Raw genomic sequence first — 23,172 nt, 5'->3', positions numbered from 1 at the left:
GATGTGTGACTGAAAGTGTCAGCCAACTGCGAAGAGCATACTCTTGCGTGTCCGCCATTCGAAACGCTAGTCTCGCCATATGGACAGCACAAGTGGAGTGGGCGTACTGGACAAGGCAGCCGCCGTCCTGGCAGCGCTCGAGCAGAATCCCCTGACCCTCGCAGGCCTCGTGACGGCCACCGGACTGGCACGGCCGACGGCGCACCGCCTGGCAGTGGCTCTCGAGCACCACCGGTTCGTGGGGCGCGACCTGCAGGGCAGGTTCGTCCTCGGGCCGCGGCTCGTGGAACTGGCCGACTCGGCATCCGAGGACCCCCTCGTCGCGACCGCCGGCCCCATCCTCACGCGCCTGCGCGACATCACGGGCGAGTCGGCACAGCTCTACCGCCGCCAGGGCGACATGCGCATCTGCGCCGCCGCCGTCGAGCGGCCGACGGGCCTGCGTGACACCATCCCCGTCGGGGCCCAGCTGTCCATGACCGCCGGCTCGGCCGCCCAGGTGCTGCTCGCGTGGGAGGAGGCCGAACGCCTGCCGAAGCTGCTGGAGCAGGCCGCCTTCACCTCGGCCTCGCTGCAGACCGTGCGGCGCCGCGGCTGGGCCCAGTCCGTCGGCGAGCGCGAGGCGGGCGTGGCGTCGGTCTCGGCACCCGTGCTGGCGCCGTCGGGGCGCATCATCGCTGCAGTCAGTGTGTCCGGCCCGATCGAGCGCCTGAGCCGCCAGCCGGGCCGGCTGCACGCCCCGGCCGTGATGGCGGCCGCCGAGCGGCTCAGTGAGGTGCTGCGCCGATCCGGAAACGCCGACTGATTCGGCGCTGACAAGCCAGGAGAACCAGAACACCCCGCGATCCGGAGAGGATCGCGGGGTGTTTCGCACTGGTAGCCCCGACGGGATTCGAACCCGCGCTACCGCCTTGAGAGGGCGGCGTGCTAGGCCGCTACACAACGGGGCCAGGCGGTGAAATGCTAGTGCATCCAAGTGGCTGCTGTCACATTCCGCTGGGGTACTAGGACTCGAACCTAGACTAACTGAACCAGAATCAGTCGGGCTGCCAATTACCCTATACCCCACCGTGCTCGACTGGCGAGCACGAGTGGAAACTCTACACCAACTTCGGACCGCGCCACAAACCGGGCCCGACGAGGCCCTCCTCAGGGCGTGGCGGTGGCCACGTTCATGCGTCTGCCCACCCACCAGGCGGCCACCGCGAACAACGCGAAACCGAGGATGTCGAAGAATGCCTTGTCCCACCCGATGGCGCTGGTGGCCTTGGTGGCGGCCACTCCCCCGGTGAAGATGCCGTAGCCGAACGCGAACACGTTGTTGATGATGTGGGCCCCGATGGCGGCCTCCAGACCGCCGGTGCGCCACACCAGCAGGCCGACGATCAGTCCGAACGCCAACCGGTTGGCGAACAGTGCCGGGTTCTGCACACCGTGGAACAGGGCGAACAGCAGCGCGGAGCCGACGACGCCCACCCACGCCTGGTTGAAGGCCGTCCCGAGGGCCTGCAGCACGTAGCCACGGAAGAAGACCTCCTCTGCGGCCGCCTGGATCGGTGAGGTGACCAGGATGATGGCCAGGAACACCGCCCAGTTCTCCTGCGCCGACTGGAACTGTGGCATTTCGATGACGACGAAGGACAGCCACAGCACCGCGTTCAGCACCACCAGCGCGACGAGCAGGCAGGCCAGCAGGTAGCGCCAGCGGAACCCGGGCTCCACCGACACCAGCCACGCCCAGCCCCTGGCGTGCAGGTACCGCACCAGCAGGACGGAGATCACGATCAGCATGGCCAAGCCGAGGTGGGAGGCCACTAGCCCCTCAGGGAGCTCGTAGGCCATCGCCTCGGCCTGGTACTGCTCGAACGGTGGCCGGCCCCGGAACAGCCACGTGAGCCGCAGCACGAGCTGCGAGACGACGGGCACGAGGATGATGAACGCGAGGACCCCGAGCAACACCCCCATGATGGGCTTGACCGGGTTCCGGACGGGCTCGGCCAGCACCAGCGGGTACTCGAGGCCGCCCGCCGGTTCGTCGGCGTCGGGCGTGAAGAGTTGCTGGCTCACTGCCCGGTGACCGGGTTGCTGAGGGTGCCGAAGCCGTCGATCGAGACGTGCACGGTGTCGCCGTCGGCCATGGCACCGACCCCGGCGGGGGTGCCGGTGAGGATGACGTCGCCGGGCAGCAGCGTGGTGAAGCCGGAGATGAAGCTCACCAGTTCCGTGATGCCGCGCACCATCTGTGAGGTGCTGCCCTGCTGGCGCACGTCGTCGTTCAGGCGGGTCTCGATGCCCAGGTCCTCCGCCTCCGGGATGCTCAGGTGGGTGTTGATCCACGGCCCGAGCGGGCAGAAGGTGTCCGAGCCCTTGGCGCGCGACCACTGCGAGTCCACGTTCTGCCAGTCCCGGGCAGTGACGTCGTTGGCGATCGTGTACCCGAAGATCACCTCGGGCACGCGCTCGGGCGGGACCTCCTTGCAGAACCGGTTGATGATGATGGCCAGTTCGCCCTCGTAGTGCAGTTCCTCCACTCCGGCGGGCCGCACGATCGGGTCGTTGGGCCCGATCACCGAGGTGTTGGGCTTGAAGAACACCAGTGGCGCGCCGGCGGGCACCTCACTGCCCATCTCGGCGGCGTGGTCGGCGTAGTTCTTGCCGACGGCCACCACCTTGCTGCGCGGGATCACCGGCGCCAGCAGGCGGACGTCGGCGAGCGCGTGGCGCTCCCCCGTGTAGTTGACCGGGACGCCGGCCAGCGGGTCGCCGGTGATGACCGCGATCGAGTCCGGGTGTTCCCCACCGTCAATGGCCAGTTCGATGATGCCGTAGGCCGGATCCTGACCGGCGGCGGCGAAACGAGCAATACGCATGGGCTACAGCGTAGTTGCTCCCGAGATGCGGGCGCGGGCTGATCCGCGACCGCCCGCTCAGGCGGCGGTCTCGGGGCGCAGCTCCGGCTCGACGTGGGTGAAGATGCCGTAGACCAGCGCGTCGAACAGGGCCTCCCAGGACGCCTCGATCACGTTGGTGCCGACCCCCACCGTCGTCCAGGTGCTGCCCTCGTACGAGGTGTCGATGAGCACCCGCACGGTGGCGTCGGTGCCGTGGCCCTCGTCGAGCAGCCGCACCGAGTAGTCGGTGAGCTCGAACTCCTCGACGGCCGGGTAGGCCGCGGCGATGGCCTTGCGCAGGGCGTGGTCCAGCGCGTTGACGGGCCCGTTGCCCTCGCCCACCACCATCTCCTGGCGGCCCTTGGCGGTGATCTTCACGGTGGCCTCGGAGATGGTCTCGCCGAGGCGCTCCTCGGTGAACACGCGCCACGAGGTGACCTGGAACGGCTGCGGGAGAATCCCGAGCTCGTCACGCAGCAGCATCTCGAAGCTGGCGTCGCTGGACTCGTAGCTGTAGCCCTCCGACTCCTTCGCCTTCACACGCTCGGTGACGCGAGCGGCCAGCTCACGGTCGCTCAGGTCGAAGCCCAGCTGGTCGCCCTTGATCTGGATGTTGGCCCGGCCGGCCATGTCCGAGATCAGCATGCGCATGTCGTTGCCCACGAGGGTGGGGTCGATGTGCTGGTAGAGGTTCGCGTCCACCTTGATGGCGCTGGCGTGCAGGCCCGCCTTGTGGGCGAAGCTGCTGGCCCCGACGTAGGGCTGGCGGCCCAGGAGCGGCTGGTTCGCCACCAGTGCGATGGCGTGGGAGACCCGGGTGATCTCGGCCAGGTTCTCCGGCGGGAGCACCTCCCAGCCGAACTTGATCTGCAGGTTCGGGATGACTGCCGAGAGGTCCGCGTTCCCGGTGCGCTCCCCATACCCGTTGAAGGTGCCCTGGACGTGCATCACACCGGCCTCGACGGCGGCGAGCGTGTTGGCCACCGCGCAGCCGGTGTCGTTGTGGCAGTGGATGCCGAGGTTGGCGCCGGTTTGCGCGGCCGCGCTGACGACGTCGCCCATCCAGCTGGGCAGCATGCCGCCGTTGGTGTCGCACAGGATGACCACCTCCGCACCCGCCTCGGAGGCCGCGCGCACGACGCTGAGGGCGTAGTCCGGGTTGGCGCGGTAGCCGTCGAAGAAGTGCTCGCAGTCGACGAACACGTGCTTGCCCTGCTCCCGCAGGTAGGTGACGGTGTCGGTGACCATCTCGAGGTTCTCCTCGAGCGTGGTGCGCAGCGCCCTGGTGACGTGCTCGTCGTGGCTCTTGGCGACGATGCAGATGTAGTCGGTGCCCGCGTCGACCAAGGCCTTCGTGAGCGGGTCCGTCGCCGCCGTCGCGCCGGCCTTGCGGGTGGCACCGAAGGCCACGAGCTTGGAGTTCTTCAGCTCCAGGGCCTTGGCCTCGACGAAGAACTGCGTGTCCGCCGGGTTGGCGCCGGGCCAGCCGCCCTCGATGAAGGTGACGCCCAGTTCGTCGAGGTAGCCCGCGATCCGCAGCTTGTCCGCGACGCTGAGCCGCAGCCCTTCCTGCTGCGCGCCGTCGCGCAGGCTGGTGTCAAAGATGTGGAACTCTTCGGGCACTGTGGGAGTGGTGGTCATGGCTACTTCCTGCATCCGCCGGGGGTGGGTGTTCCGGAAAGCCTAACCCGGACGTCTCGCCAGTTGGGACGGCGTCCACGCCCGGTGCGCGCTCAGCGGGCACCCATGGCTAAGGTTCAGCGCATGGGAACTGAGACGAACAAGAAGATCGCGGTCATCGGCGGCGACGGGATCGGACCGGAAGTCACCGCCGAGGCACTCAAGGCGCTGCGCGCCGTCGCGGGCGAGGACACCTTCGAGTTCGTCGACTACGACCTGGGCGCGGAGCGCTGGCAGCGCACCGGCGAGGTGCTCCCCGACACGGTCCTGGAGGAGCTCAAGGGCGTGGACGCCATCGTGCTGGGCGCGGTGGGCGCCGCCCCGGGCTCGAAGGCCATCCCCAGCGGCCTGCTGGAGCGCGGGCTGCTGCTGAAGCTCCGCTTCGCCTTCGACCACGCCATCAACCTGCGCCCCTCCAAGCTGTACCCCGGGGTGGGCACCCCGCTGTCCCAGGACGTCGTGGCCAAGGGCGAGGTGGACTTCGTCGTCGTGCGCGAGGGCACCGAGGGCCTCTACTGCGGCAACGGCGGCGCCGTGCGCACCGGGACCCCGCAGGAACTGGCCACCGAGGTCTCGGTCAACACCGCCTACGGCGTGGAGCGTGTCGTGCGCGACGCCTTCGAGCGGGCCCGCGCCCGCCGCAAGGAGATCACGCTGCTCCACAAGCACAACGTGCTGGTCAACGCCGGCTCGCTGTGGAACCGCATCTTCAACGAGGTGGGCGAGTCCTACGGCGACGTGGAGCGCCGCTACCTGCACATCGACGCCGCGATGATCGCGATGGTGGTCAACCCGTCGCAGTTCGACGTGATCGTCACCGACAACCTGTTCGGCGACATCGTCACCGACCTCGCGGCGGCAGTGACCGGCGGCATCGGCCTGGCGGCGAGCGCCAACATCAACCCCTCGGGAGAGTTCCCGTCCATGTTCGAGCCCGTGCACGGCTCGGCCCCCGACATCGCGGGCAAGGGCATCGCGGACCCGACGGCGGCCATCTCGTCGATGGCGCTGCTCCTGGCCCACCTGGGCCTGGACGCCGAGGCCGCCCGCATCGACGCCGCCGTGTCCGCGGACATCGCGGCTCGTGGTGCGGACGCAGGCTCCACCACCGAGATCGGCGACAGGATCGCCACCGCCCTCTGACGCGTTCGACGATGACCTGAGTGGGGTCGTTGTGTTGGTGTACCCGCACAACGACCCCACTCAGTCGTTCCGGGTGCGCGCGGAACGGACCCCCGGGGCTCAGGGCACCGGCGTCATCGAGTCCGGCCGGTCGGTGCCGTAGACCTCGTCGTAGTTGTGCTGCACGTTGTCCGAACCATGGCCGGTGATGGGGTCCTCGCTGCCGGGCAGGTCGACGGTCACGCCGACGGCGTCGGGCATCAGGCCCGGAATGATCGGGTAGCGCTCCTGCAGGCCGGTGAGGATGTCGTCGTCGGTGCGGTAGGCCCGCACCAGACCGCTTTCCAGGCTCTGCTGCACCTGTTCCACCGTCATGCCGTTGGCCTGGGCGATGTATTCGATCTGGGCCGGGCTGACCCCTGCCGCGTTCGCAGTGACCGCCGGGTTCCCGCTGGTCATGGCGGCGATCGCGGCCAGACGGCCGCCCAGGGAGTGGCCGGCGTAGCTCACCTGGTCCTGGTTGGGGCTGTTCCCGATGGCCTGCGCGATCGCCATCGCCATCTCGGACTGTGGCCCCATCCCGACGCCGCCGGGAACGTTCTCCTTCAGCAGGTCCCGCTGCTGGGAGTCCTCGAAGTCGGTGCCCTCGAACAGGACGACGATGTTGCCGTCGGCGTCCTTGTAGACGTGGGCGGCGAAGCCGTTCTCGTCGTCGACGAGCATCTCCGGCGTCAGTCCAAGTTCCGCGAGCTCCTCGTCCGAGACGGGCGTGAAGCCGTCGACGTCGCCTGCCATCAGGTCCACCAGGGAGCCGTCGCGCGGGTCCGGTTCGGTGCCGATCATGGAGTCGGCCACCGACCCGTCGCCGACGCCGAAGCCCGGGCCGGGATCCACCCCGGTCTGCAGCGTCACACCGGCGCGCTGCATGGTGTGGCCCAACTGCCGGATCTGGCCGAGGTAGCCCGCACCCTGCTGCGCGACGTCACGCATCAACTGCGCGATCACCTGCATCTCCGTGGCCAGGAACTCCACCACCCAGGCGACGAAGCGGGCGAGGATGCCGGCGATGATGGCCCCGCTGACGACGAACCCGAACGGCACGACGGCGAACCCGAGGGCCACCTTCAGCCAGAACAGGTTGGGGACGGCGGCGCGGACGATCTCCTCGATGACGTTGACGAGGATGGCCACCACCATCTTGCGGGCCTGGCCGGTGTTGGCGGCGACGCCCTCGACACTTGGGCCGATGACCTCGACCAGCGCCTCGGCGGCCTGCATGCAGGCACCTTGCACCGTTGCGTAGGTCTGGTAGTTGTCCGCCGCGTCACCGAACCACTCAGGCGCCATCCGCGTCGAGCCCTCCATGGCGGAGACGTGCTGGTCCAGTGCCCGCGCGAGGGACTCGAGGGTGGACTTGAACGCCCGGATGCCGTCCGGGTCCCCGGTGAGCTTCTCGATGGCGTCGTTGAAGGGCGGGAAGTAGCTGACCAGGGTTCCGGCGAGGAATCCCAGACCGTTGGCCACCAGTTCGTAGACGGCCACGGGCGCGTTCAGCCAGTCCAGTGCGGTCGGGGCCAGCACGGAAAGGGGGTTGCCACCGGCGAAACTGTCCCCGCCGGTGGCTGCTCCCCCACCAAGGATGCTCTTGGCGGTGTTCCAGTTCCGCAGTGGGGTCACCTGCACCGTGGCGTTCGGAGGGGTGATGGTGCCACCACCACCACCACCACCTCCGGCGACCTGCTGGGCGAACTGGGTGGCCTGGTCCTCGGCATGCTGGTAGCTGCGCGCGGAGAAGGCGAGACCGGCGCCCATCCGGGACGTGGCGGTGGCCGAACTGTCCAGGTAGCGCTGGATGCCGTCGGTGGTGAACGGGAAGGCGTTCGTGGCGGGCGGCTCCAGCAGCTTGCCGAACGCGCTCGTGGGCGGCGGGCTGACGGGCCCCAGTCCGGCGAGGTTCTCCGCCTCCGCGGACACCGCGTCGCCCATCGCCTCGATCTGTGCGGAGTTCCATCCGGTGGGATCGGCCATCTCAGATTCCTTCCTGCGTGAGGAGTGCGTCGACCTGGGCGCGGAGGTCACCACGGGCGGCTTGCAGGGCCTCGGCCAGCAACTCGTTGACCTCGTCCTGCGACCTGCTGCCCAGGTGGCTGCTGATGCGCACCTCCAGCAACTGGCCGAGCGAGCCGACGCGAACCACCACCTCGTCGTCCCCCCCGGCCGTGCCGTGCCCGTCCAGTTCGCTGATGCGGCCGGATGCGGCCTCCGCGGCGGCGAATCGGGTGCGCAGCCGTGCGTTGGCCTGGGACAGCACCACGGCAGGGGGTGCGTCAGCGTCGATTCCCGGGGGGAACTGGAACCGGCCGGGGCCGAGGCCGGTGGTTTCCGACGGGACCTCGCCCGGGCCCAGGTCGGAGACGGCCACGCCTTCTGCATGGGTTCCGGTGGCGGCCCGGTACAGCTCCAGCAGGTGGCCGCCCCACTGGGACGCGGGCAGGAGCCGAGGATCCAGCAGCCGCAGTGCGAGGGTGCGGCCGTCGGCGTCGACGTCCACCTCGGCGGTCTGGCTCGAGGCACGCTTCGGGGGGAAGGAGCGGCGCAGCGCCTGTGCTTCCAGACGGAGCGTGCGGGCGGCCTCCATGAGTCGGGCCGCGGCAGGCACATCGGGTCGGATCGTCATGGCAGGAGCTTAGGTGCAGGGCGTGTCACAAGGCGCTGCGCCACCGCACCGGGTTCGAACAGCACCGCGGCCCCACCCGGCAGGTTCCGGATGGGGCCGCGGCTTCGGCACGGTCAGTCGGTTGCGACGACGTCGCCGGAGATCGTCTCCCCTGCGGCGGAGTCCACCTTGGACTTGAGGATGTTCATCAGGTCGATGCCCGTGGTGTTCTTGATCATCTCGACTGTCTGCAGGACGTTGTCGTTGATCTGCTTGGGCAGGGCGCCCGCACCGTCGGTGGACACGACGGTGAGCTTGTCGATGTTGGACATCGGGGCCGCCACCTCCTTGGCCACCTGCGGGAGCACCTCGATGAGCATCTGCAGCACTGCGGCGTCGTTGTACTTCTCGAACGCTGCGGCACGCTTGTCCATCGCCTCGGCCTCGGCGGTTCCGACGGCCAGGACGGATGCGGCCTCGGCCTCACCCTCGGCGCGCACGGCCTCCGCCTCCGCGATACGGCGGGCCTTCTCGGCCTCACCGCGCTTGGCACCCTCGATGGCCTCGGCCTCGGCGAGTGCGGAACGGCGGGACTGCTCACCCACACCGGTCAGGCGTGCCTTCTCGGCCTCGGCCTCGGCGGCGGCGATGGCTGCGGCCTTGGCGGCCTCGGCCTCGAAGATCTCGGAGTTGCGACGACCCTGCGCCTCGGTCTCCATCTCGTACCGCTTGGCGTCCGCGGGCTTGCGCACCTCGGTGTCCAGCTGGCGCTCCTTCAGCGCGGCCTGTCGGACGGCGACCTTCTCCTGCTCGGTGAGGATCGCCTGGTCCTGGTCGGCCTGGGACAGCGGACCGGCGGCCGCGGCCTTGGCGCGGGCGGCGTCGGTCTCGGCCTTGATCTCGGCCTCCTTCAGCACCAGCGCACGCTCGGCGATGGCGATCTCCTGCTCGGCGAGCAGACGCGCCTGCTCCGCCTCGCGACGGGCCTCGGCCTCCGCGACGGCGGCGGTTCGGGCCAGCTTGGCGGACTCCGGGCGACCGAGGTCGGCGAGGTAGGTGCCGTCGTCGGTGATGTCCTGGATCTGGAAGGTGTCGAGCACGAGGCCCTGGCCGGTCAGCGAGGCCTCGGACTCGTCGGCGACGCGCTGGGCGAAGGCCGCGCGGTCACGGATGATCTGCTCGACGGACAGCGAACCGACGATGGAGCGCAGCGAACCGGCGAGCGTCTCCTGGGTGAAGGTCTCGATCTCGTCCTGCTGCATCAGGAAGCGCTGCGCGGCGGCGCGGATGGAGTCCACGTTGCCGCCCACCTTGACGATGGCGACGCCGTCCAGGTTCAGCTTGATGCCCTGGCCGGAGACGGCCGCCCGAATCTGGACCATGATGCGACGCGAGGACAGGTCGAGGATGTGGAGGCGCTGGATGAACGGGATCACGAAGACACCGCCGCCCATGACGACCTTCTGGCCGCTGAGGTCGGTGGAGACCAGGCCCGTCTCCGGGTTGGTCACCGCCTTCCCCTTCTGGCCGGTGATGATGTAGGCCTCGTTGGGGCGGGCGACCTTGTAGCGGCTGGCGATGAGCCAGATGATGAGGACCAGGAGCAGTACTGCTCCGCCGATCCCGACGACTAGAGGTGGCAGTTCAGGCATGTGTCATTCCTGTCGTTGTGCGGGCGATTGAACCGTGTGGGGTTCACTCCGGCTGGGCCGGAAGTTCATGTGTGGCCGTGACCTCCACGGCGGTCGGCGAGACGATCCCGGAGACCCAGACCTCGGTCCCGGACGGGATGGCGGTGACGGCTCGGGCGGTGCGCTTGCGCGACCCGCCGGGTCCGTAGACGCGGACCTCGCCGTAGCCGCCTGCCGGGATGTCCGTGATCACCTTCGCGGTGGAGCCGACCAGTTTGTCGGAGTGGAAGGAGGCGGTGGTCTCGCTGCGCTTCAGCCAGCGCGTGAAGGATGTGGCACCCCAGAACGCGAGTCCGCCGGCGACGACGCCGACGACCACGGCCAGCCAGGTGGCCTCGACGAAGGACATCGAGATGTAGCCGCCGAATCCGAAGGCGCCGACGAAGGCGGCGAGACCGGCCAGGGAGAACAGGTCCCCTCCGAAGGCGTCCACGTTGATGAGGCCCTCGACCAGGTCACCCAGCAGGAGTGCGGCAAGGACCACAACGATCCCGATGATCCCGATCGTCAGAAACAGCCCCACGCGCGCACACCCCCTGTTGTTGTCTGCCCATTCTAGCCGCTGAGGGGGTCGTCGGGCAGTGGCGCCCGACGGCGAGGGGCCCCGGCGCCGAAGCGTCCGGGGCCCCTCGTGGGCGGTGCTGGGATCAGCGTGCGGCCGAACCCTCGACGTAGTCGTCGTCGGAGCCCTTGACCCAGCTCATGAGCTTGCGCAGCTCGCGGCCGGTGGCCTCGATCGGGTGGGCCTCGCCAGCCTCGCGGAACTTCTTGAACTCGGGCGCGCCGGCGTCCTGGTCCTCGATGAAGCGCTTGGCGAAGTTGCCGTTCTGGACGTCGGTCAGGACGGCCTTCATGTTCTCCTTCACCCGGGCGTCGATGACGCGCGGGCCGGAGACGTAGTCGCCGAACTCGGCGGTGTCGGAGACGCTCCAGCGCTGCTTGGCGATGCCGCCCTCGTACATGAGGTCGACGATCAGCTTCAGCTCGTGGAGGCACTCGAAGTAGGCGACCTCGGGCTGGTAGCCGGCCTCGACGAGGGTCTCGAACCCGGCCTGGACGAGGGCGGAGGCGCCACCGCAGAGGACGGCCTGCTCACCGAACAGGTCGGTCTCGGTCTCCTCGGTGAAGGTGGTCTCGATGCCGCCGGCGCGCAGCGCGCCGATGCCCTTGGCGTAGCTGAGGGCCAGCGGCCAGGCGTTGCCGGTGGCGTCCACCTCGACGGCGATGATCGCGGGGACCCCGCGACCCTCGGCGTACTCGCGGCGCACCAGGTGGCCGGGGCCCTTCGGGGCGACCATGCACACGTCGACGCCCTCGGGGGCCTTGATGTAGCCGAAGCGGATGTTGAAGCCGTGGGCGAAGAACAGCGCGTCGCCGGGGGCGAGGTTGGGCTCGATGTCCTCGGCGTAGACCTTCCGCTGCACCTGGTCGGGCGCCAGGATCATGATGAGATCGGCCTCCTCGACAGCCTCCGCCACGGGGAGGACGCGCAGGCCCTCGGCCTCGGCCTTGGCGGCGGACTTGGAGCCGGGACGCAGGCCGACGCGGACGTCGACGCCGGAGTCGCGCAGGCTGAGCGCGTGGGCGTGGCCCTGGGAGCCGTAGCCGATGACGGCGACCTGGCGACCCTGGATGATCGAGAGGTCGGCGTCGGTGTCGTAGAACATCTTTGCTGCCATTGCTTGTCTTTCCTTCAGTGTTGAGGGGTCTCGTTGGGAATCTTATTTCGACTTGGTCTCGGCCATCGTCCGGGCACCGCGGCCCAAGGCCACCTGACCGGACTGGACCAGTTCCTGGATGCCGTGCGGGGACAGCATCTCGAGCAGGGCGGCGAGCTTGTCGGGCGCGCCGGTGGCCTCGATCGTGATCGACTCGGGGCTGACGTCGACGGCCTTGCCCCGGAACAGGGACACGACGTCGATGATCTGGCTGCGGGAGTTGACGTCGGCCCTGACCTTCACCAGGACCATCTCCCGCTTGACGGTGTTCGCACCGAGTTCGAGGACCTTGCGGACCTCGATGAGCTTGTTCAACTGCTTGACGATCTGCTCGAGGGCGGCCTCGTCCTCCACCTGCGCGGCGATGGTCATCCGGGACACCTCGGGCCGTTCGGTGGGTCCGACGGCCAGGGACTCGATGTTGTAGCCGCGGCGCGAGAACAGGGCCGCGATCCGTGTCAGGACGCCCGGCCGGTTGGAGACGAGGACGCTGAGGGTGTGCGTGGTCACAGGATTTCCTCTTCCCAGTCGGGGGCCATGTCGCGGGCCACCTTGATCTCGTCGTTGCTGGTGCCGGCGGCGACCATCGGCCAGACCATCGCGTCCTTGTGGACGACGAACTCCACCACGACGGGGCGGTCGTTGATCTCGAGGGCCTTGTTGATCGCCTCCTCCATCTCCTCCTCGTTCGTGGCCCGCAGCCCGACGCAGCCCATGGCCTCTGCGAGCAGCGGGAAGTTGGGGATGGACTCGGTCTGCAGGTCCGTGTTTGAGTAGCGCTCGTTGTAGAACAACGTCTGCCACTGCCGCACCATGCCCAGCGAGTTGTTGTTGATGATGGCGATCTTGATGGGGATGTTGTTCAGCGCGCAGGTGACCAGTTCCTGGTTGGTCATCTGGAAGCAGCCGTCGCCGTCGATCCCCCAGACCGTGCGGTCCGGCTCGGCCACCTTGGCGCCCATCGCGGCGGGCACGCAGAACCCCATGGTTCCCGAGCCGCCCGAGTTGAGCCACTTGGACGGGCGCTCGTGCGGGAGGAAGTGGGCTGCCCACATCTGGTGCTGACCCACACCCGCGACGTAGATGGAGTCGTCGGGGCTGAGCTGCCCGATGCGCTGGATGACCTCCTGCGGCGAGAGTCGGCCGTCCGGGGCTTCCTCCCAGCGCGGCTGGTAGCGGTCCTTCATGCCGCCGAGCAGTTTGCGCCACGCGTCGGCCTCGGGTGCGGGAAGCTCCGCCATCGCGTCGGTGAGGAGCCGCAGGGTCTCCCTGGCGTCGCCCACGATCGGGACGTCGACGGGCTTGTTCTTGCCGATCTCCGCAGGGTCGACGTCGGCGTGGATGATCTTCGCGTGCGGCGCGAACGTGTCCAGCTTGCCGGTGACCCTGTCGTCGAAGCGTGTCCCGACGGCGATCAGCAGGTCCGCCTTCTGGAGCGCCCCGACGGCAGCGACGGTGCCGTGCATCCCGGGCATGCCCATGTTCAGCTCGTGGCTGTCGGGGAACACGCCCCTGGCCATGAGCGTCGTGACCACGGGGATCCGGGTGCGTTCCACCAGCTCGGCGAGTTCCTGCGAGGCGCGGGCGCTCATCACGCCACCACCGACGTAGAGCACCGGCTTGGTGGAGGCCGAGATCAGCTTCGCCGCCGCCCGGATCTGCTTGATGTGTGGCTTCGTGGTGGGCTTGTAGCCGGGCAGGTCGAGCTCCTCCGGCCACACGAACGGCGCCGTGTTGGTCAGGGCGTCCTTCGCGATGTCCACCAGGACAGGGCCCGGCCGGCCGGTCTGCGCGATGTGGAAGGCCTCGCGGATGGCCAGCGGGATGTCCTCGGTCCGCTTGATCAGGAAGCTGTGCTTGGTGATCGGCATCACGATGCCGCGGATGTCGGCCTCCTGGAAGGCGTCGGTGCCGATGTAGTTCGAGTTCACCTGGCCAGTGATGGCCACCAGCGGGGTCGAGTCCATGTAGGCGTTGCCGATGGGCGTCACCAGGTTGGTGGCTCCCGGCCCGGAGGTTGCGATGCAGACCCCGACCCGGCCGCTGGCCATGGCGTAACCCTCAGCGGCGTGCCCGGCGCCCTGTTCGTGGCGCACCAGGATGTGGCGGATGGAGGAGTCGAACAGCGGGTCGTAGGCGGGCAGGATGGCGCCACCGGGGATCCCGAAAGCTACGTCCACACCGACCCGCTCGAGTGATTCGACGAGCGACTGTGCGCCCGTCAGCATGCGGTCGTCCTGATGCGACATTGCACTCCCTTCGGTTGTCGCCCGATCCTGCCCAACAAAAAACCCCCGGCGCCACGAGGGCACTCGAGGGAGCGTTTCGACGTGTGCGAAACGCTTAGCTGGCTACGATCAGGCTGGTGGTCACGCAGCCACAATTGCGCACCCGCCCCACCGTGTCAAGGATCGCACCGATGTTGTTCTGAATACTGAGACGGACCGCACCCGGTTGGGGTGCGGTCCGTCCAGATTCAGTGGATCGACTCAGTCCTGGTTGTCAGGAGACGGCCAGCTTCTCACGCTCGGCCTCGGCCTCGGCCCGGACCGGGATCGCTGCGCCCTGGCGAGCGGCGGCGGAGGTCAGTGCCCAGCCGATGAGGCCGAACAGGACGCCCAGGCCGATGACCAGTGCGGCGACGCCGAAGGCGACGACGGAGGTGAACAGCGAGGCCCGCAGGAACGAGGCGTTCATGACGGTGGCGCGCTGGTCGGTGTACTGCTGGGCCAGTTCCTCGTCGCCGGCCTCGCGGGCCTCGGTGGCGAGGGCTCCGAGCTCGGCGTAGGTCTTGCCCTCCGAGGCGGCCAGTGCGTGCTTGTTGATGATGTCCGCCTGGGCGAACGCCGAGAAGGGACCGTCGACCTTGTCGCCGGCCAGGAAGGCGGCGTCACCGGGGACGGTGATGTTCTCGGATGCCAGCTGCTGGCTGACGGTCACGTAGGTGGCGATGCCTGCGATGGCCATCACGAAACCAGCGATGATTGACAGCACACCCACGATCTTCGTGGTCTTCATACCTGCTCCTTAGTATGTGTCTTCCGGTGACCTGTCCACCCGAAGAACTCGACAACTGAAATGCTACGCAGGCAGGTTTTCGAGCCTCACACCGGGTTCGCGTTAACGCCGATTTCCGGTGATCCGCGCGTGGATCTCGTCCAGGTCGGACGCCACCGACCCCTTCAGGTTCGCGATCCCGGGGTTGTCCGCATAGCGCGGGATGACGTGGACGTGGGCGTGGAACACCTCCTGGCCGGAGTCGGCGCCGGCGTTGGTGAGGATGTTGCAGGCGGTGGCCCCCAGGGTCTCCTTCAGGAGGTTCCCGACCGCCACCACGGCAGGCGCGAGCTCGGCCAGCACGGCGTCGTCGGCCAGGGCGTCGGTGACGTGGCGACGTGGGATCACGAGTGCGTGTCCCTCCTGCCACGGTGAGATGTCCAGGAAGGTGATGGAGGCGTCGTCGGAGTGGATCTGCTTGGACGGGATCTCGCCGGCGACGATCTTGCAGAACAGGCAGTCCGGGTCGGTCATGCCAGGGCTCCTTCGCGAACAGTGTGGCCCCCGGCCTTGAGGGCCTCCTTGACCTGGGCGACGGTCAGTGTCTGGTAGTGGAACACCGAGGCTGCCAGGAGTGCGTCGGCGCCGGCGTCGGCCGCGTCGACGAAGTGCTGAGCGGTGCCGGCGCCACCGGACGCGATCAGGGGCACGTCGATGACCTTGCGCACAGCCTCCAGCATCTCGAGGTCGAAGCCGTTGGTGGTGCCGTCGGCGTCCATCGAGTTGAGGAGGACCTCGCCGACGCCGCGGTCCACGGCCTCGCGGGCCCACTCGATGGCGTCCCTGCCGGCGGAGCGTCGACCTCCGTGGGTGGTCACCCCGAACCCCGAGGGCATGCCCTCCTCGCGGCGGGCGTCGAGGGACAGTACGAGGACCTGGTTGCCGAAGCGCTCGGCGATCTCGTTGATCACGTCGGGCCGGGCGAGGGCTCCGGTGTTGATGCCGGCCTTGTCCGCGCCGCAGCGCAGCAGCGCGTCGACGTCGGCCACCTCGCGCACTCCCCCGCCCACCGTCAGCGGGATGAACACCGTCTCCGCGCAGCGCTGCACCATGTCCCGAGTGGTGGCCCGGCCGTCGGAGGAGGCGGAGATGTCGAGGAACGTGAGTTCGTCGGCGCCCGCGGCGGAGTAGGTGGCCGCCAGTTCGACGGGGTCCCCGGCATCGCGGAGGTTCTGGAAGTTGACGCCCTTGACGACGCGTCCGTCGTGGACGTCGAGGCAGGGGATCACACGCAGCGCAACAGACATGCGCCAAATCTACCCGCGCGTGCTAGTCCTCGTCGATGTCTGCGTCCACGACGCCGCGGCGCATGGCGGCCACCACCTCGCGGCAGGTGCGCCGCAGGTCTCCGGGACCGACGGCGTTGGCCAGCTGGCCGGCGAAGTCGATGACCTGCCGCACCCAGCGCACGAAGTCACCGGCGGAGAGTTGGCCCTCGCGCAGCACCTTGGCCAGGTCCTGGCCGCTGGCCCACCGCCAGGCCACCTCGGAGAACCCGATGTCGGGCTCGCGGCCGCGGTCAAGGCGGTGCTGCCGCTCGAGGCGGCCCACCTCGAGCCACACCTGCCGCAGTTCCGACTGGGCGCGCTCGCTGGCGGCGTCGGGCATGCGGGGTGTGGGCGCGTCGCGGCTGGGCCGGGACTCGTAGAGCAGAGTTGACAGCACTGCGGCCAGTTGGGGGGCGTCGAGGCCGTGGAAGACGTCGCGGCGGACGCATTCGGCGGCCACCAGGTCCAGCTCGTTGTAGATGCGGCGCAGCATCCGCCCGGCGTCGGTGAGTTCGTCCCCGTCGAGGTAGCCGAGTTCGGCCAGCACGCCGCAGACTGCGTCGAACTGGAATGCCAGCGAGTTGGTCCGGCCGGCCAGCTTGGCCTGCTGGCGCGCCACCTCCCGCTCCAGCCTGATCACCTTCGCGGCTGCGACGGCGTGGGTCTCGCGGTCCTCGCACTCGTGACAGGGATGGGACCGGAGCTCACGCCGGAGCTCGGAGATCCGCTGGGCCTGTTCCTCGTCGGAAGGGTTGGGCTCCGGCTGCGGCTCGTCCGGGTCGACGGAGGCGAGCCTGTCGGACATCGAGCCGAGCAGGTTGCGGCGTGACTTGCGGTCCGAGAGCTTGAAGCCACGCGGTACCCGGATCCGGGTGACGGGTTGCGGGATGGTCACCAGGTCGTGCGGCCGGATGCGCAGCACCGTGTGGTCTGCGGAGATGACCTGGGCACCGGCCTCCTTGTTGCTGACGGCCAGCACGACGCACCAGTCCTGCTTCGGGACGTGGATGACGTCCCCGGGCACCAGGCGCCGCAGGGCCGACTCGACGTCACTCTTCCACTGGGCGCGCCGCTGCTTGGCGGAGCTGTTCTCCAGCTGCGAGATCTCCTCCCGGATGTTTGCGTACGACATGAAGTCACCCAGGTGGCACTCGATGGCCTGGCGGGCGTCGGTGAGGTCCTCGGTGACCTGGCGTCCGGAGCGGGTGGCCTCCACCACGGACTTGTCGGTCTGGAACTGGGCGAAGCTCTGGTTGAGGATCTCGCGGGCGTCCTCCCGGCCCAGGATGGAGGTGAGGTTCACCGCCATGTTGTACGTGGGGGCGAAGCTGGACTTCAGGGGATAGGTGCGTCGCGAAGCGAGGCCTGCCACCGCCCGGGGGTCCATGCCGGACTGCCACAGCACGACGGCGTGGCCGCGGGTGTCGATCCCCCGCCTGCCCGCGCGCCCGGTGAGCTGCGTGTACTCCCCGGGGGTGATGTCCACGTGGGCCTCGCCGTTGTACTTGGTCAGCTTCTCGAGCACGACGGTGCGGGCGGGCATGTTGATGCCGAGGGCGAGGGTCTCGGTGGCGAAGACCAGTTTGAGGGCGCCGGTGACGAAGCCCTCCTCCACGATGGCCTTGAAGGCGGGCAGTTGGCCGGCGTGGTGGGCGGCGACGCCGGCGCAGAACGCCTGCCGGAAGTCCTCGTAGCGCAGCGCCTCCAGGTCCTCGAAGGAGAGCCCGGCCACGTGCCGGTCCGCGATCTCGCCCAGCGCCCGGGCCTCCTCGCGGCTGGTGAGCACCACACCGGAGCCCATCACCTGGCCGACCGCGGCGTCGCAGCCGACCCGGGAGAAGATGAAGCAGATCGCCGGCAGCAGCTTGGCCCGCGCCAGCACCCGGGCCATGTCCGCGCGGCGGATGGGTTTCGTGGCGAACCTGGGATGGGTGGCGCCGCCGTAGCTGCCGGAGCCGCGCCCGTGGTGCGACTTGCCGCGGCCGGAGCGGCCGCGGGGGCGACGGGAGTCGTCGCGGACCCGGAAGGCCTCGGACTTGCTGACCTGCAGCAGTTCCTTGTTGACCCGGGCCATCCGCTCGGACGGTAGTTCCTGCGCGGTGGGGGCCACCCCGTCGAACAGGTCGAGGAGCTTGTCACCCACCATCACGTGCTGGAACAGGGGTACGGGGCGACGCTCCGAGACCACCACGGAGAACTCGCCGCGCACGGTGCGCAGCCACTCGCCGAAGCTCTCCACGTTGCTGACCGTGGCGGACAGGGCGACGATGGCCACGGAGTCGTCGAGGCCGAGGATGACCTCCTCCCAGACGGCGCCGCGGAACCGGTCCGCCAGGTAGTGCACCTCGTCCATCACGACGTAGCCGAGGTTCCCCAGCGTCGGGGAGTTGGCGTAGATCATGTTGCGCAGCACCTCGGTGGTCATCACCACCACCTGCGCGTCCGGGTTGATGGAGGAGTCCCCGGTGAGGAGGCCCACCCGGTCCGGGCCGTATCGGTCCACCAGGTCGTGGTACTTCTGATTCGAGAGTGCCTTGATGGGGGTGGTGTAGAAGCACTTGCGCGACTCCTGCACCGCCAGGAAGACGGCGAACTCGCCGATGACGGTCTTGCCGGCGCCGGTGGGTGCCGCGACGAGGACTCCCCCGCCGTCGGCGAGGGCCTGGCAGCCGTCGAGCTGGTACTCGTCGAGGCCGAACTCGTAGCTGTCGGCGAACTCGACGACGCGTTGGTCCAGTGCGGCCGAGGGAACGTCACTCACCTTGTCAACGTAGCAGCGCTCAGGGCACGAAGACGGCAAGTGCGCCGGCCTCGGCGCTGACCGTGACCGGGACGGAGCCGAGTTCCTCGCCGTCGCCCATCACGAACAGGTCCTCGCCCGCGATCTCGATCCGCTCCGCCCGCAACTGCTCGACCGCGGGGTTCTTGGTGAAGCCGCCGGTGTACATCATGGGCAGCAGCCGCAGCAGGGTGGTGCGGCTGACGGGGTGCACGATGGTGACGTCCAGGAGGCCGTCGCAGGGGTCGGCGTCGGGCGAGATCTTCATGCCGCCGCCGAACATGCCGGTGTTGCACACCGCCACGAGCATGGCCTCCTGCTGCCGCTGCACACCGTCGATGCTGAGCCGGTAGTTCAGGGGTGAGAAGTCCCGCAGTTCACGCAGGGCGATGTAGCCGTAGCTGAGGGGGCCGAAACGCAGGTGGATGTCGTTGGTGGCCCGGTTGACGCGGGCATCGTAGCCGCTGGAGACCACGGCGCCGACGAAGCGTTCGGGGTAGGTGTCGTTGGCGACCCGGGACAGGTCGACGCGGCGGGTCCGGCCGGCCGCGATCACCGCGACGCACTGCTCGACGGACTTCGGCAGGCCGACGCCGCGGGCGAAGTCATTGCCGGTTCCCGCGGGGATTATGCCGAGGGTGGCCTCGGTGTTGGCGCAGGCGTTGAACCCCAGGTGGGCCATGCCGTCGCCACCCATGACGATCACAGCGTCGCCCTCACGGCAGGCGTTGGCCGCGGCCCGGCAGGACTTCTCCGCGTCCTCGAAGGACTCCGAGCGCACGATGTGCAGTTCGGCCGTGGGCAGGTGGTCGTGCAGGTAGCGCACCACCTTCGGGAGTTGCCGCCCGGCCCTGCCCCCGCCGGAGCGCTCGTTGACGATGACCGTGTACAGCCGCGGCTTCGCCAGCTGGTGCGTCACTTACCGTCCTCGACGTCGACGGCGAACTCCGAGGCGCTCTCCTCGGTGATGCCCTTCTTCTTGTCGAGCATCCGACAGACGATCTCGGCCACGAAGTACAGGACTGTCATCGGCAGCGACAGGGCCAACATCGAGAAGGGATCGGTGGACGGCGTCGCCACAGCGGCGAAGACGAACGTCCCGAAGATCACGAACCGGCGGGCCCTGCCCAACTGGTACCCCTTGACGATCCCGGCGATGTTGAGCGCCACGAGGATGACCGGCAGCAGGAACGAGATGCCGAACACGAGGATGATCTTGATCTCCATGGACAGGAACGCCGTCATCTCGAGGAGGTTGACGATTTCCATGTCCTTGGGAGTGAATCCCAGCATCACGGCGATGCCCTTGGGCCAGACCCAGTACCCGACTGCGCACCCGAGCACGAACAGGGGCACGGCTGCCCCCAGGAACCCGAGGATGTACTTCTTCTCCTGGGTCACGAGCCCCGGCGCGACGAACGCCCAGATCTGGTACATCCAGACCGGGCACGCAAGCACCAGACCAGCCATCACACAGGCGATAACCGCGAGCGTGAAGGGGGCGATCACGCCGTCGTTGGTGATCATCAACTCCGCCGCCGGATTCGCCTCGAGCACCTGCGCCTGAGCCGTGTAGTACGGCTGCATGATGAACTGGACCAGTTCGCGGTAGAAGAAGATCGAACCGAGCGAGGTCAACACGATGGCGATCGCGCTGATGGTCACCCGGTAGCGGACCTCCCGCAGGTGGTCCATGAGCGCCATCGTGCCGCCCTCCTCCATCTTGGGAGGGCGCAGCCAACTGAGCCGACGCTTCTCCGCGTCGGGCTCAGCGGCGGTGGTGGCCATTGTCAGATCCCGGTCTCAGCTTCGCGCTGACGACGCAGTTCCTCCTCGCGGGCTGCGAGCTCACGCTCACGGGCCTCGAGGTCCTGGGCACGGCTGTCGATCTGCGCGGGGTCCTGACGCGGTGCGGGCTGCTGCTGCACGATCTCGGCGTCGACGACCTCGGGGTCCTTCTTCTCCTCGACGGCGTCGGTCTTGACCTCTTCTTTGAACTCACGGATAGAGCGTCCGACGCCCTTGCCGAGACCGGCCAGACGCGAACCGCCGAACAACAGCAGCGCGATGGCCAGGATGATGATCCATTCCCATCCACCAGGCATTTCATTCCTTCTTTCCCCGGGACGTAATCCCCCGGGCTAGCTTGCTCAGTCGAGTGTAGTCGTGCGTTCCGCGGGCAACTGGATGCGTGCCAGCAGTTCGCTCGCCTCCTCGGCCCTGCGCCCCAGCATTCGTACCTCGCTGTACAGGTCAGAGGCCTTGTGGGCGAGCCACACGGCATAGGAGATCGCGGTTACCAGTCCTGCCAGGCCGATGCCCAGGAAAACGTAGACCCAGATCACGCGTCGAATGCTACCCGGACGAGGCCGGATCCCCCGCATCGGGCCCGCCGCCGGGGGCGTACAGTTCGAGCGCCGCGGCCGCCTCCCGGGCCGCCGCGGCAGCCACGTCGCCGTCGGAGACGTTCCTGACCTGGGCTCCCAGACGCAGCAGGAGCGCCGTGGCCCAGTCCCGGGAACCGACGGGGAAAGTTACCCAGATGTGATCCTCGGAACGCTCACTGCTGGTGACCGGGAAGTACTCCAGGACCCAAGCGGCGCGGGGGTCCAGTTCAAGGGTGAGCTGCTCGGCCTCCTCGAACCAGGGCGAGTCGGCCGACGGCGGGTCCGGCCTGGGCTCGAACTCCTCCCCCGTGGTGGCCACGTCGTCGATCCGGTCCAGCCGGTAGGAACGCCAGTCGTCGCGGAACCGGCTCCAGCCCTCCAGGTAGGTGACGCCGTCGACCACGCGCAGCAGGACAGGCTCCACGAGGATGGACGTCTCGCCGCCGCGCTGGGGGGTGTAGGTGAGTTCCACCACTTGGTGCTCGTCGATCGCCCTGCGGAGCGCCTCCCGATGTTCCGGGCGCCCTCCTGCCACGTCCACCGAGACCGAGGTGTCGACGTCTCCCAGCACCCCGCGCAGTTTCGCGATGGCGCTGCGGGCGTGGGGGTCCTCGCCCCCGGAAATCTCCAAGAGGGCCTCGAGGGCCAGCAGCAGGCTGGTGGCCTCGTCCACCCGCAACCGGCGGGGGCGGGTCAGCACCTCGGCGTTGCGGAAGGAGATGAAGCCGTCCTCGCGGGCAGCCTCGAGGTCGACGTGGAAGAGGTCGTCGTAGTAGCCCTCGGGCAGGCCGCAGAACTGCAGCACCTCGAGGTCGGCGAGGATCTGCTTGCCCGTGACACCGAAGTCGCGCGCCACCTCGGAGACCTCGGCGTGCTCGCGGGTCTGCAGGTATGGGATCAGGTTCAGCAGTCGTGCCACCTGGGAGGGGTTGGCCATCATCCCCACCTCTCCACGATCCCGGTGAGCCGCGCGACGACACGCTCGCGCAGTTGCCGGGGCTCCAGCAGGACGGCGTCGGCGCCCAGGGCGCACACCTCATCGACGATCAGTCCGGTGCGCGGCCGGGTGACGCCGTAGGCGCGGAAGCCCTCCGGCAGCGGCCCCTCCCAGGCCACCGGCTCGGCGCTGCGTCGCAGGTCCCCACCGCTGCCTTCACGCAGCGCCACGATGGCGGTGGCGGTCTCGTCCGGCACGTCGGCCTGCAGCAGCTGCTCCAGCGTCTCGACGTCGGGCGGCTGGAACGCGTGCGGCTTCCCGACGGGCTTCACGGCACCGGCGAACCGGGCCAACTTGAAGTGCCTGGGGGCGTCGCGGTCCAGGTCGAAGCCGAGCAGGAACCAACGGCCGCCGCGCTGCTGCAGCCGCCAGGGCTGCACCCGGCGCTGCTCGCCGCGGTAGCCGAACGTGACGACGCGCTGCTCGTGCAGGGCCCGCAGCAGCTCGTCGAAGCCGGGCTCGGCGGGGATCCGCGGGCGCAGCGTGTCCAGCCGGTACGGGTCCGGGTCCGCGCCGGCGGCCCGGAGCGTCTCGATGGCCTCGGTGGTGCGCTGTGCGGCGATGCTCTCCTGCCACACCGAGTTCGCGGCCCCGAGCACCGCCTGTTCCTCCGGCGTGAACGAGACCGGCGGCAGCTCGAACTCGGAGCGGAGGACGCGGTAGCCGTCCTGCTCCTCGGAGTCTGCGTGGTTGGAACCGGTCACGATCGGGACCCCGGCGGCACGCAGTTCGTCCTTGTCGCGCTCGAACATGCGCTCGAAGGCCTGGTCGCTCTGGCCGGAGTAGCCCTCGATGGCCTCCCGGATCTGCGTGCGGGTGACGTAGCTGCGCGAGTGCAACAACAGGATGAGCAGGTTGATCAACCGCTCTGACTTGGCCTTCCTCACCGAACACCCCTTCCTGCCGCGAAGGTTATCGCACGGTGG

22 protein-coding genes and 2 tRNA genes are annotated in these 23,172 nt (G+C 68.8%); 2 read left to right on the top strand and 22 right to left on the bottom strand.

Annotated elements, in window-relative coordinates; genetic code table 11:
- Positions 1–79 precede the first annotated feature (79 nt).
- Positions 80–805 (top strand): IclR family transcriptional regulator, encoded by a 726-nt coding sequence (locus tag ACYU7G_RS04550; protein ID WP_461105242.1) that lies wholly within the window; start codon positions 80–82, stop codon positions 803–805.
- Between the two features lie 69 nt (positions 806–874).
- Here ACYU7G_RS04550 and ACYU7G_RS04545 read toward each other — a convergent pair.
- The 5 genes from ACYU7G_RS04545 to cimA all read right to left on the bottom strand — a co-directional run bounded on the left by ACYU7G_RS04545 (position 875) and on the right by cimA (position 4,532).
- A tRNA-Glu gene (locus ACYU7G_RS04545) sits at positions 875–950 on the bottom strand.
- A gap of 46 nt (positions 951–996) precedes the next feature.
- Positions 997–1,068, bottom strand: a tRNA-Gln gene (locus ACYU7G_RS04540).
- An 81-nt stretch (positions 1,069–1,149) separates the two neighbouring features.
- Positions 1,150–2,067 (bottom strand): lysostaphin resistance A-like protein, encoded by a 918-nt coding sequence (locus ACYU7G_RS04535; RefSeq protein ID WP_461105240.1) that lies wholly within the window; start codon positions 2,065–2,067, stop codon positions 1,150–1,152.
- Complete coding sequence (locus ACYU7G_RS04530) at positions 2,064–2,870, bottom strand: fumarylacetoacetate hydrolase family protein (RefSeq protein WP_461105238.1); 807 nt, start codon at positions 2,868–2,870, stop codon at positions 2,064–2,066. The genes ACYU7G_RS04535 and ACYU7G_RS04530 overlap by 4 nt, the downstream gene beginning before the upstream one ends.
- Positions 2,871–2,927: 57 nt before the next feature.
- Positions 2,928–4,532 carry a citramalate synthase gene (gene cimA / locus ACYU7G_RS04525; protein WP_461105236.1) on the bottom strand — a complete coding sequence of 535 codons (1,605 nt, stop codon included), beginning with the start codon at positions 4,530–4,532 and terminating at the stop codon, positions 2,928–2,930.
- 123 nt (positions 4,533–4,655) lie between these two features.
- Here cimA and ACYU7G_RS04520 point away from each other — a divergent pair, with 123 nt between their 5' ends.
- Positions 4,656–5,714, top strand: a complete 1,059-nt coding sequence (locus ACYU7G_RS04520) for a 3-isopropylmalate dehydrogenase (protein ID WP_461105234.1) — start codon at positions 4,656–4,658, stop codon at positions 5,712–5,714.
- Between the two features lie 99 nt (positions 5,715–5,813).
- On the opposite strand, the gene ACYU7G_RS04515 is transcribed toward ACYU7G_RS04520, so the two are convergent.
- The 17 genes from ACYU7G_RS04515 to ACYU7G_RS04435 all read right to left on the bottom strand — a co-directional run bounded on the left by ACYU7G_RS04515 (position 5,814) and on the right by ACYU7G_RS04435 (position 23,133).
- Positions 5,814–7,721, bottom strand: coding sequence for a hypothetical protein (locus ACYU7G_RS04515; RefSeq protein WP_461105233.1), 1,908 nt, complete (start codon positions 7,719–7,721; stop codon positions 5,814–5,816).
- A 1-nt stretch (position 7,722) separates the two neighbouring features.
- Positions 7,723–8,370 (bottom strand): hypothetical protein, encoded by a 648-nt coding sequence (locus ACYU7G_RS04510; protein WP_461105231.1) that lies wholly within the window; start codon positions 8,368–8,370, stop codon positions 7,723–7,725.
- Positions 8,371–8,483: 113 nt separating this feature from the next.
- Complete coding sequence (locus tag ACYU7G_RS04505) at positions 8,484–10,001, bottom strand: flotillin family protein (RefSeq protein WP_461105229.1); 1,518 nt, start codon at positions 9,999–10,001, stop codon at positions 8,484–8,486.
- Between the two features lie 43 nt (positions 10,002–10,044).
- Positions 10,045–10,563: a hypothetical protein gene (locus ACYU7G_RS04500; RefSeq protein ID WP_461105227.1), complete on the bottom strand. Its 519-nt coding sequence runs from the start codon at positions 10,561–10,563 to the stop codon at positions 10,045–10,047.
- Between the two features lie 124 nt (positions 10,564–10,687).
- Entirely contained in the window at positions 10,688–11,719 is a 1,032-nt protein-coding gene (gene ilvC / locus ACYU7G_RS04495; RefSeq protein WP_461105225.1) for a ketol-acid reductoisomerase, read from the bottom strand.
- A 42-nt stretch (positions 11,720–11,761) separates the two neighbouring features.
- Positions 11,762–12,268 (bottom strand): acetolactate synthase small subunit, encoded by a 507-nt coding sequence (gene ilvN / locus ACYU7G_RS04490; protein WP_461105223.1) that lies wholly within the window; start codon positions 12,266–12,268, stop codon positions 11,762–11,764.
- Positions 12,265–14,007 (bottom strand): acetolactate synthase large subunit, encoded by a 1,743-nt coding sequence (locus tag ACYU7G_RS04485; RefSeq protein ID WP_461105221.1) that lies wholly within the window; start codon positions 14,005–14,007, stop codon positions 12,265–12,267. Before ACYU7G_RS04485 ends, ilvN begins: the two co-directional genes overlap by 4 nt.
- Before the next feature lie 253 nt (positions 14,008–14,260).
- A complete protein-coding gene (locus ACYU7G_RS04480) occupies positions 14,261–14,776 on the bottom strand; it encodes an aromatic ring-opening dioxygenase LigA (protein WP_461105219.1) in 516 nt (171 codons plus the stop codon).
- A gap of 102 nt (positions 14,777–14,878) precedes the next feature.
- Positions 14,879–15,289 carry an HIT family protein gene (locus ACYU7G_RS04475; protein ID WP_461105217.1) on the bottom strand — a complete coding sequence of 137 codons (411 nt, stop codon included), beginning with the start codon at positions 15,287–15,289 and terminating at the stop codon, positions 14,879–14,881.
- Positions 15,286–16,062, bottom strand: coding sequence for an imidazole glycerol phosphate synthase subunit HisF (hisF, locus tag ACYU7G_RS04470; protein WP_461105215.1), 777 nt, complete (start codon positions 16,060–16,062; stop codon positions 15,286–15,288). The genes ACYU7G_RS04475 and hisF overlap by 4 nt, the downstream gene beginning before the upstream one ends.
- Positions 16,063–16,084: 22 nt before the next feature.
- Entirely contained in the window at positions 16,085–18,820 is a 2,736-nt protein-coding gene (locus ACYU7G_RS04465) for a DEAD/DEAH box helicase (RefSeq protein WP_461105298.1), read from the bottom strand.
- Positions 18,821–18,863: 43 nt separating this feature from the next.
- Positions 18,864–19,781: a diacylglycerol/lipid kinase family protein gene (locus ACYU7G_RS04460; RefSeq protein ID WP_461105213.1), complete on the bottom strand. Its 918-nt coding sequence runs from the start codon at positions 19,779–19,781 to the stop codon at positions 18,864–18,866.
- Complete coding sequence (tatC, locus tag ACYU7G_RS04455; protein WP_461105211.1) at positions 19,778–20,650, bottom strand: twin-arginine translocase subunit TatC; 873 nt, start codon at positions 20,648–20,650, stop codon at positions 19,778–19,780. Before tatC ends, ACYU7G_RS04460 begins: the two co-directional genes overlap by 4 nt.
- Positions 20,651–20,652: 2 nt before the next feature.
- Positions 20,653–20,967 carry a twin-arginine translocase TatA/TatE family subunit gene (gene tatA / locus ACYU7G_RS04450; RefSeq protein WP_461105209.1) on the bottom strand — a complete coding sequence of 105 codons (315 nt, stop codon included), beginning with the start codon at positions 20,965–20,967 and terminating at the stop codon, positions 20,653–20,655.
- 45 nt (positions 20,968–21,012) lie between these two features.
- Entirely contained in the window at positions 21,013–21,207 is a 195-nt protein-coding gene (locus tag ACYU7G_RS04445; RefSeq protein WP_461105207.1) for a hypothetical protein, read from the bottom strand.
- A 10-nt stretch (positions 21,208–21,217) separates the two neighbouring features.
- Positions 21,218–22,186 carry a helix-turn-helix transcriptional regulator gene (locus ACYU7G_RS04440; protein WP_461105205.1) on the bottom strand — a complete coding sequence of 323 codons (969 nt, stop codon included), beginning with the start codon at positions 22,184–22,186 and terminating at the stop codon, positions 21,218–21,220.
- Entirely contained in the window at positions 22,186–23,133 is a 948-nt protein-coding gene (locus tag ACYU7G_RS04435) for a helix-turn-helix transcriptional regulator (protein ID WP_461105203.1), read from the bottom strand. The genes ACYU7G_RS04440 and ACYU7G_RS04435 overlap by 1 nt, the downstream gene beginning before the upstream one ends.
- Positions 23,134–23,172: the final 39 nt, after the last annotated feature.

Source organism: Tessaracoccus terricola (assembly GCF_054776555.1).
Note: the sequence above shows the minus strand (reverse complement) of the source record. Positions and strands in the feature narration are given on the sequence as shown.